The sequence below is a fragment of the Kitasatospora sp. NPDC057512 genome (assembly GCF_042802135.1).
Lineage (GTDB): Bacteria > Actinomycetota > Actinomycetes > Streptomycetales > Streptomycetaceae > Kitasatospora.
The window spans coordinates 1-2,447 of record NZ_JBHVET010001000.1; the positions used below are offsets into that span (position 1 = coordinate 1).

Annotated in this window: 1 protein-coding gene; it reads right to left on the reverse strand. The window is 75.1% G+C overall.

All coding sequences use genetic code 11. From position 1 onward, the window contains the following. A partial coding sequence (locus ACFU6K_RS36760) for a beta-ketoacyl synthase N-terminal-like domain-containing protein (RefSeq protein ID WP_380670655.1) occupies positions 1 to 2,170 on the reverse strand: 2,170 nt, incomplete at its 3' end. Positions 2,171 to 2,447: the final 277 nt, after the last annotated feature.

A 2,447-nucleotide genomic window follows, 5' to 3' on the forward strand; every position in this document is an offset into this window, starting at 1 on the left:
CCTCGGCGGGGCCGGAGACCACGGTCTGCCGGGGGCCGTTGTAGCCCGCGACGACGACCTCCGATCCCTCCGACAGCCGGGCGGTCCGCTCCGGGGTCGCCGCCAGGCCGGCCATCGCGCCGCCGCCGCGGCTCGCCCGCGCCATCACCCGGCCGCGGACCGTGGCGAGGCGCACCAGCTGCTCCTCGCTCATCGCCCCGGCCCAGTGCAGCGCCGTCAGCTCGCCCAGGCTGTGTCCGACCGCGGCCCCGGCCCGGATGCCCAGTCCGTCCAGCACCCGGAGGGCGGCCAGCGAACCGGTGACGATGCGCGGCTGGGCCACCTCGGTGGCGACCTGGTCCGCACCGGCGGGCGGTCCGGCCGCTCCGAACGCCTCCTCCGCGGCGGCGAACCGGCGCCGGATCGCGCCGACGGCGCCGTGTCCCGAGCCCTGCCCGGGGAAGAGGTAGACGATCCGGGGCGCGGTCCGCGCCCGGCCGAGGAAGATCCCCTCGGCGGCCGAGAACGCCTCCCGCGCGCCCGAGTCGAGCAGCGCGGCCAGCCGTTCGAGGGCCCGCGCGGCGTCGTCCGGCGAGGTCGCGACGACGGCGGCCCGGACCGGGGCGCCGGAGAGCCGCTCGGCCAGCGTTCCGGCCAGGTCCGCGAGTTCGGCCTGGGCCAGGCGGGGCACCAGGTCGAGCAGTCGGCCCAGCTCCGCGCGCAGCGCGGCCGGGTCCGCGCCGTCCAGCAGCAGCAGTTCGGCGTCCTGGCGTCCGGCGACCAGCCGGGTGGTGCGTTCGTCGAGCGCCTCGCGCCGGGTGCGGCCGGGGCCCTCGGCGACCGCGACGTGGGTGTTGATCCCGCCGAAGCCCATGGCCGACACGCCCGCCCGGACCGGCTGGTCGGCCGGCCAGAGCTCGGCCCGGCCCGGCACGTACAGGGCCGCTGTCTCGCCGAGCAGGCCGGGGTGCGGGTCGAGGTGGCCGGTCGCCGGGGGGATCACCTGGTGGTGCACGGCGAGGGCGGCCTTGATCAGGCCGGCCACGCCCGCCGCGGCCTTGGTGTGCCCGAAGTTCCCCTTGACCGTCCCGAGCGCGGCCGGTCGGGCCGTCGGGTCGGCGGCGCGGCGCGCGGAGGACAGCGCCTCGATCTCGGTCGCGTCGCCGAGGGCCGTACCGGTGCCGTGGCCCTCGAAGTACGAGACCGTCTCGACCCCGTAGCCCGCCCGCCGGTAGGCGCGGGCCAGTGCCAGCCGGTGGCCGCCCGCCTCGGGCCGGGTGATACCGCCCCTGCCGTCCGAGGACACTCCCCAGCCGCTGACGCTCGCGTAGATCCGCCGCCCCTGCGCCACCGCGTCCCGCTCGCGCATCAGCACCAGCATGCCGGAGCCCTCGCCGGGCCAGAAGCCGTTGGAGTCCCGGTCGTAGACCTTCATCTCCCCGGTGGCCAGCGCGCCGGTCTTGGCGAAGCCGATCACCTCGAACGGGTCGATGGACAGGTCGACCCCGCCGGCGACGGCCACGTCCAGGTCGCCGTCGCAGAGCGCCCCGGCGGCCGTGACCACGGACAGCAGGGAGGAGGAGCAGGCACCGTCGACGGTGTACCCGCCACCGCGCAGGTCGAAGTGGTTGCAGATCCGCCCGGCGATGGTGTTGGCGAGGCCGCCCGCCAGCGAGTCCTCGTCGATCGGCGGGAAGGGCGCCTTGTACCGCGGCTCCAGCTCCCCGAGGAAGGCGGCGACGTCGCCCTCGGACCAGCCCTTGCCCGCCAGGGCGGCGGCCACCGTCCGGCGCACGTAGGGCCAGCGCAGCCGCATGGTGTTGGCGCGCGAGAACTCCCCGGTGAGGCTGTTGCCGACCACCACGCCGGTGGCCTGCCGCGGCAGGCCCGCGCCGTCCGGGAACCCGGCGTCGGCGAGCGCCTCGGCGGCCACGTCGAGGGCCAGCCAGTGGGTCAGGTCGGTCGCCCGGTACGTGCTGCCGGCGACGCTGTACCCGACCCGGTCGAAGCTGTAGTCCCGGAGGACGGCGGCCTTGGTCGCGTAGTACCGGTCGGGCGCGGTGCGGTCCGCCGACCAGTAGTCCGCCTGGTTCATCCGCTCGTCCGGCAGCCTCCGGAAGGCCCGGCGGCCGCTCAGTACGTTGTCCCACAACTCGCTCGGGGAATTGGCGTCCGGATAGCGGAGGCCGATTCCCACGATTGCGATCCGCTCACTGCTCATGTATCCACCACCCATGGAGATGAATTGACGGCGAATCCCTTCGCCAACCCGGCAGTCCGCCCATCGGTCAAGCGTGCGACCAAGGCCGGGAAAATGCCTTCTCCGAGTTTGCTTTACCACCGGCACCGGTCGCGTTCTTTCAATAACGGCGTTATTTCCCCGCGTTCGCATTCCATAACGCCGTGATATTCCGCGCGGCGCCCCGGCGCCGACGGCCGCGAACGCGCCGAGGCCCCCGCCGCAGGGC